Origin of the sequence: Thermomonas beijingensis (genome assembly GCF_020034655.1) — a bacterium.
Lineage (GTDB): Bacteria > Pseudomonadota > Gammaproteobacteria > Xanthomonadales > Xanthomonadaceae > Thermomonas > Thermomonas beijingensis.
In genome coordinates, this window is the sequence record NZ_JAIQDJ010000006.1 from 106,611 (window position 1) to 112,962 (window position 6,352).

Genomic DNA, 6,352 nt, shown 5'->3' on the forward strand with positions numbered 1-6,352 from the left:
ACGCTATCCCTGCAGGAGACCGGGCCATGGGGTGCGCTCAGGCCGAACCCAGCGGCTTTACAAAGCGCACCGAGCTGCCGCTGTAGCCACACGCCTGATAGAACGCATGCGCCTCGATCCGCTGTGCGCCGGAGGTCAATTCAATGCGGGCCGCGCCGCCAGCACGTGCGCGGCGTTCGGCTTCTTTCAGCAGATGCCGGCCAATGCCCATGCCTTGTGCGTTGGGTGTGACCACCAGGGCCGTGACGCGGCAGGTGGTGGTGCCCAGCGGCAGGTAATACATGAAATCCAGCGCCATCAATCCGCAGACCGCGCCCTCGCGGCGCGCCAACACCAGTGCCTGACGGTCATTGGCCAGAATCATGCTGATCCGTTCGGCAGCATCGGCAAGCTCGCAGGGGTAGCCCAGCTCGGCCAGCAGTTGCGCCACATCATCGGCATCGGCAGGCACGGCATTGCGTAGATCCACGTCTTGCAAATACCGGTTCGGTGAAAACGCATGTCCCATCCGTGCGAACTCCTCTTGCAACTACCGGAAATGGCTAGCGGGTGCCGTATACCACCACGGTTTTGCCGCGTGCATGCAGCTTGCCATCGGCCTGCAGCTTTTTCAGTACACGCCCGGCCATCTCGCGTGAGCAGCCCACCAGCCGTGCCAACTCCTGACGCGATACCCGCAACTGGGTGCCCATCGGGTGGGTCATTGCTTCGGGCTCGCGGGCCAGATCGAACAGGGTGCGATAGATCCGGTCGGAGACATCCAGGAACGCCAGTCGGCCCGCCTTGCGGCTGGTATCCAGTAGCCGTTGGCTGATTTGCGCGCCGATCGAGAACAGCAGGCGGGTAGCGTCATTGGCCTGTGTCTGCAGCAGCGACTGCAGGCGCTCGTAGCTGATTTCGGCCAGTTCGCAGGCGGTGCGGGTACGCAAGGCCACACCACGCTGATGGGTTTCCACAAACAAGCCCATTTCACCGATGAACTCGCCGGCGCCGATATAGCCCAGTACCAGTTCGCGGTCATCGCTCTCCCGGGCAATGATGCTGACCGATCCTGAAATGATGTAGTACAGCGTATTGGCCGGATCACCGGGATTGAAGATATCGGAGCGCGAGGGATATTTGCGCCGATGGCACTGCGCAACGAAGCGTTCGATGGTGGCGGCATCGGCCCCCATCGGATTGACGGTGCGAAGCAGGGCGGTTTTGGGAAAGGTGCTGGTCATTTGTTAGCTACCGGTGAATGGCCGAAGCTTAGGCGGAACCGTGACCGAGAGCAAACTTGCGTGCGCGCTGGCGGTCGGTTTGCCGCATAATTCCCGCCTTGTCTTGTCCTGCTGGATCCAATGCCGTGGTCAAACCGCTGCCGCGCCTGAAGCTGCAAGGCTTCAACAACCTCACCAAGTCACTCAGCTTCAACATCTATGACGTGTGCTATGCCACGTCGGAAGATGAGCGTCGGCGCTATATCGAATACATCGATGAAGAGTACAACGCCGACCGTCTGACCCAGATCCTGACGGATGTAGCGGAAATCATCGGTGCCAACATCCTCAACATCGCGCGCCAGGACTACGACCCGCAGGGCGCCTCGGTGACGATCCTGATTTCCGAAGAACCGGTGATCGACAAGGCCGACGCCAAGGGCGTGATTTCCGATGCGGTGGTGGCGCATCTGGACAAGTCGCACATCACCGTGCATACCTATCCGGAAACCCACCCGGACAATGGTATTGCGACATTCCGCGCCGATATCGATGTCTCGACTTGCGGCGTGATTTCGCCGCTGAAGGCGTTGAATTACCTGATCGAAAGTTTCGAATCCGACATCGTGGTGGCCGATTACCGCGTGCGTGGCTTCACCCGCGACGTGAAGGGCAAGAAGCATTTCATCGACCACAAGATCAATTCGATCCAGGACTATCTGGCCAAGAACGTGAAGTCACGTTACGAAATGATCGACGTCAACATGTATCAGGAAAACCTGTTCCACACCAAGATGCACTTGAAGGATTTCGATCTCGACCAGTATCTGTTCGAGGAAAAAGCACGCAACCTGTCGTTCAAGGATCGGCTGAAAGTGGAAGCGCGGCTCAAGCGCGAGATCGAAGAGCTCTACCACGGCCGCAATCTGGTGGATTGATCGGCTGTGGCTGCGGTAATGCAACAACAACGCCGGCGCAAGCCGGCGTTTTGCTGAGGGGCTACCGTTGCCAGTCCCATCACATGGGCTGCCCGTAGAATGGGACACACTTCATAGCTGGCCGCGCGGCCAAGGATGCGCCATGGCCGCCAATGCCACGATTTTCAAAGCCGAGCTACAGGTCACTGATCTGGATCGCCACTACTACGCCAGTCATGCACTGACACTGGCCCAGCATCCTTCCGAAACCGAGACCCGCCTGCTGGTGCGCTTGCTGGCGTTTGCGCTGCATGCCGACGCGCGCCTGGAGTTTGGGCGCGGCCTGAGTGACGAGGACGAGCCGGCACTGTGGCGGCGTGATTACACCGGCAGCATCGAACAATGGATCGAATTGGGGCAGCCGGACGAAAGCCGTTTGCGCAAGGCCAGTGGACGCGCCGCGCAAGTCATTGTGGTCGGGTATGGCAGGCAGGCCGCAGATGCCTGGTGGAAGCGCAATGCACAGGCACTCAGTCGTCTGCGCAACTTGACGGTGATCGAGTTGGATGACGCGGATGTCGCGCAAGCGACGGCATTGCTCGGTCGCGGGATGCGGGTCACCGCGATGATTCAGGATGGTGAATTGCAATTGATGGATGCCCACCGCAGCGTGTCGTTGCAGCCGCGCCTGCGCATGCAAGACGGTGCGCTGGCACCAGACTGACGGCGGCTTAGCCCCGATACGCCACGGTTTTCATCACGTGGGATGCGCCGGCCATCAGCATGGCCACCGGGCGCGGCAACAGGCGTGCCCCGGCAGCCATCGCGTTGTCGGCATGGCGCACTTCGTCGTCTTTCATCACCGACAAAATGGCGCGACTACGCGCATCGGTGAGTGGCAGGCTGTGCAAGTGTTCCTGCAGATGCGCTTCCACCTGACGCTCGGTTTCCACCACAAAGCCCAGATTCCAGCCATCACCACGCAGGCCGGCGGCCGCACCAATGGCAAAGCTGCCGGCATACCACAACGGGTTGAACACGCTGGGGCGGCTGCCCAGCTCATGCAAACGATCGGCGCACCACGCAAGGTGGTCGGTTTCTTCTTGCGCCGCGTGCAGCAAGTGCGCGCGGGTGGCGGGGTCGCGTGCGACTGCCGCCTGGCCGATGTAGAGCGCCTGCGCGCACACTTCGCCGACATGATTGATTCGCATCAGGCCGGCGGCGTGCTGGCGCTCGTGGGTATCCAGCGCCGCCTCCGGCGTGTCCAGCCCGGGGTTAAGGCGCTGCGCACGCGGGGACCCCAGTAGGGTGATCAGTGCGTTCTGGGTGGAATCCAGCAGGCGATCCAGCGGGCTCAAATGGCGGACGGTTGTCATGCCCGCATTTTAGAATGGATGCGGGGAGGGCGGCGTGCGCAATGCGTGCAGGGGCATTGGGACATGCTTTGGAAAGGGGGCTGGCTTGCGCCGCCCCGCAAAACCCGCTATGATTCCGCTCCTTTCGTGCCCGGATTGCATCTGCCGGCCGCAAAAGTCAAACGCGAGGTGACGTTCCAAGCATTGGAACCAGCCCGACCAGGTACCCCTAGAAGAGTTCCCCATGAAAACTTTCATTGCCAAGAACGAGACCGTCCAGCGCGACTGGTACGTCGTTGATGCCGAGGGCAAGACCCTTGGCCGTCTGGCCGCAGCACTGGCCTATCGCCTGCGCGGCAAGCACAAGCCCGTATTTACCCCGCACGTCGACACCGGCGACTATCTGGTCGTGATCAATGCCGACAAGATCGTGGTGACCGGCAAGAAGCTGCAAGACAAGATGTATTACCGCTTCACCGGCTACGTCGGCAACCTGAAGTCGGAAAATCTGGCGCAGGCGCTGGAGCGTCACCCGGAGCGCGTGATCGAAATCGCCGTCAAGGGCATGCTGCCGAAGGGCCCGCTGGGCCGCGACATGTACCGCAAGCTCAAGGTTTACGCCGGTAGCGAACATCCGCACGCTGCCCAGCAGCCGCAAGTCCTGGACCTCTAAATCATGGCTATCACTCAGAATTACGGCACCGGCCGCCGCAAGTCCTCCACTGCCCGCGTGTTCCTGCGCAAGGGCAGCGGCAACATCACCATCAATGATCGTCCGATCGACGAGTTCTTCGGTCGCGAGACCGCACGCATGATCGTGCGTCAGCCGCTGGAGCTGACCAAGAACACCGAGACCTTCGACATTCTGGTGACCACCACCGGCGGTGGTACCACGGGTCAAGCTGGCGCCATTCGCCTGGGCATCGCCCGCGCACTGGTGGAATACGACGAAACCTTGAAGTCCGAACTGCGCAAGGCTGGTTTCATGACCCGCGACGCGCGTGAAGTCGAGCGCAAGAAGGTCGGTCTGCACAAGGCACGTCGCGCCACCCAGTTCTCCAAGCGCTAATCCGAGTCGCCCTCCGGCATTGTCGTGGCAGCTTGCCTGTACTGTCAGTACAGGCGGCGCGACCACTCCCAGCCAGAGGCCGATCGGCCAAGCGCTTCACCCGGAGGTATTCGGGCGAAGTACAATCAGTTCCATAGCCCCGTCGCCAAGCGGTAAGGCACCTGACTCTGACTCAGGCATTCGGTGGTTCGAATCCATCCGGGGCTGCCATATACCGATCCACGCAAGTCCAAGGAAGTCCAAGAAACCCCGGGAAACCGGGGTTTTTTGTTGTCTGCGGCCAGTAGCGTCCAGAGGGGCCATTGAAATTCCTGAATATGTGGGGGCATCCGTGGGTTGTCGGAATCCTGCCCGCGGCACGTGTTATCCGGTCACTGGAGCAGATCATCGAATGGCGCGGCAAGCCAAAGATAATCCGCTGCGACAACGGCCCGGAGTACAGCAGTGGCGCGCTGCTGGTTTGGGCGGAACGACACAAGATGTGCATTCAGCATATCCAACCGGGCAAGCCGCAACAGACCACCTACGTCGGACGCTACAACCGCACCGTCCGCTATGCCTGGCTGGCCCGTGCGCTGTTCGACTCGATCAAACAAGCGCAGGCCGCGTTGAAACGGGATCGAATTGATCGCCATGGTGGCCCACTCTCGCTGAAGACGTAAGGCCAGTGAGAGGCAAATCATGCGACTTCCGGCTGAGCGATGGGGCTAATCAGGTACCTGTAAAACGAAAACAACCGCAAGCACACTCTTGCGAATTGATTTCTTCCGGGATAATTTCCGCCGGTTTATCGTGCCTAGGGGCATGCCGACTTACCGGCATGAGGCAGCCGCAACAACAATCAATTCGCACCGCACCGCACCGCATCGCGCATGGACGTGGTGTTTTTTTTGCATGGAGAAGCATTGTGGGAACGAGGATGGTTAAGCGGGCGATGGGGGCTGTCTTTTGCCTGATGGTTGGCATGTTGCTGCTCGGATGGGGGCAAAGTGCGCACGCGCAGGAACCAGATTATTCCCGCTGCATGTCGGGCGAGACCGGCACGAATGCACCTAACGGTTCCATCGATTGCAAGACACTCGAAGACGCCTTTGCCGGCGCGCGCAATGCCGCTTATGCACTCAATACCTATTGGAGTGAAATTGGGTCACCCTGGACTGCCCCGCATTCCACAGACGGGTAGTCAGGATACAGTCCTGACGGTTTGGTAATCCCGCTCCGCCTGCATCGGCGCCCGGTAGCCGAGTGCCGAGTGCATGCGGATGCGGTTGTAGAACAGTTCGACATATTCGAACACCGCGGCGCGTGCGGCGTCGCGGGTTTCGAACGGTTTATCGTCCATCAGTTCCAGCTTGAGCGTGGCGAAGAAGCTCTCGGCCATGGCGTTGTCGTACGGCAGGCCCGGACGACTCATGCTCAGCTGGATTTTCGCTGCCTCCGCTTTTGCCCGGTACCGCGCTCCGGTGTACTGGCTGCCGCGATCGTGGTGAAGGAGCAGGCCGGGTTTCGGGCGACGTTGCTGCAGCGCCATCTCGAGTGCGCGTTCGGTCAGATCCAGGCGTTGGTGGTCGTCCATCGCCCAGCCGATGACGCGACGGCTACACGCATCGACCAGCGCGGCGAAGTACAGAGGGCCTTCGCGTGTTGGGAGCACGGTCATGTCGCCGACCCAGAGCCGGTCGGGCGCATCGGTAGCGAACGGCCACGTGCACAGCCGCGGTGCGGCGGGCGTGCGCTGGTAGGCGGCGCGGGCGCGCATGAAGCGTCTGCGCCGCCGCGTGCACAAGCCTTGCTCACGGCGAAGGCGGT

Annotated in this window: 9 protein-coding genes, 1 tRNA gene and 1 pseudogene; 7 read left to right on the forward strand and 4 right to left on the reverse strand. The window is 61.0% G+C overall.

Annotated elements, in window-relative coordinates; all coding sequences use genetic code 11:
• Positions 1–37: 37 nt before the first annotated feature.
• Together K7B09_RS10655 and crp are read right to left on the reverse strand one after the other, a co-directional pair.
• On the reverse strand, positions 38–508 hold the full coding sequence (locus K7B09_RS10655; RefSeq protein WP_223629440.1) for a GNAT family N-acetyltransferase: 471 nt from the start codon (positions 506–508) through the stop codon (positions 38–40).
• A 34-nt stretch (positions 509–542) separates the two neighbouring features.
• Positions 543–1,223, reverse strand: a complete 681-nt coding sequence (crp, locus tag K7B09_RS10660) for a cAMP-activated global transcriptional regulator CRP (protein ID WP_223629441.1) — start codon at positions 1,221–1,223, stop codon at positions 543–545.
• A 125-nt stretch (positions 1,224–1,348) separates the two neighbouring features.
• Here crp and speD point away from each other — a divergent pair, with 125 nt between their 5' ends.
• Positions 1,349–2,140, forward strand: coding sequence for an adenosylmethionine decarboxylase (gene speD, locus K7B09_RS10665; protein WP_223629460.1), 792 nt, complete (start codon positions 1,349–1,351; stop codon positions 2,138–2,140).
• A gap of 142 nt (positions 2,141–2,282) precedes the next feature.
• Positions 2,283–2,843 (forward strand): YaeQ family protein, encoded by a 561-nt coding sequence (locus tag K7B09_RS10670; protein ID WP_223629442.1) that lies wholly within the window; start codon positions 2,283–2,285, stop codon positions 2,841–2,843.
• A gap of 7 nt (positions 2,844–2,850) precedes the next feature.
• Here the strand turns inward: K7B09_RS10670 and coq7 are convergent, their stop codons facing one another.
• Positions 2,851–3,495: a 2-polyprenyl-3-methyl-6-methoxy-1,4-benzoquinone monooxygenase gene (coq7, locus tag K7B09_RS10675; RefSeq protein ID WP_223629443.1), complete on the reverse strand. Its 645-nt coding sequence runs from the start codon at positions 3,493–3,495 to the stop codon at positions 2,851–2,853.
• Positions 3,496–3,718: 223 nt separating this feature from the next.
• Here coq7 and rplM point away from each other — a divergent pair, with 223 nt between their 5' ends.
• The 5 genes and pseudogenes from rplM to K7B09_RS10700 all read left to right on the forward strand — a co-directional run bounded on the left by rplM (position 3,719) and on the right by K7B09_RS10700 (position 5,726).
• Positions 3,719–4,147 carry a 50S ribosomal protein L13 gene (rplM, locus tag K7B09_RS10680; RefSeq protein WP_223629444.1) on the forward strand — a complete coding sequence of 143 codons (429 nt, stop codon included), beginning with the start codon at positions 3,719–3,721 and terminating at the stop codon, positions 4,145–4,147.
• A gap of 3 nt (positions 4,148–4,150) precedes the next feature.
• Positions 4,151–4,543 carry a 30S ribosomal protein S9 gene (gene rpsI, locus K7B09_RS10685; protein WP_223629445.1) on the forward strand — a complete coding sequence of 131 codons (393 nt, stop codon included), beginning with the start codon at positions 4,151–4,153 and terminating at the stop codon, positions 4,541–4,543.
• A 135-nt stretch (positions 4,544–4,678) separates the two neighbouring features.
• Positions 4,679–4,753, forward strand: a tRNA-Gln gene (locus tag K7B09_RS10690).
• A 137-nt stretch (positions 4,754–4,890) separates the two neighbouring features.
• Positions 4,891–5,205: pseudogene (locus K7B09_RS10695) on the forward strand (integrase core domain-containing protein); the annotation flags it as partial.
• 158 nt (positions 5,206–5,363) lie between these two features.
• Positions 5,364–5,726, forward strand: a complete 363-nt coding sequence (locus K7B09_RS10700; RefSeq protein WP_223629446.1) for a hypothetical protein — start codon at positions 5,364–5,366, stop codon at positions 5,724–5,726.
• Here K7B09_RS10700 and K7B09_RS10705 read toward each other — a convergent pair.
• The coding region (locus K7B09_RS10705; RefSeq protein ID WP_223629447.1) for an IS3 family transposase at positions 5,727–6,352 on the reverse strand (626 nt) is incomplete at its 5' end. It abuts the gene before it with no gap.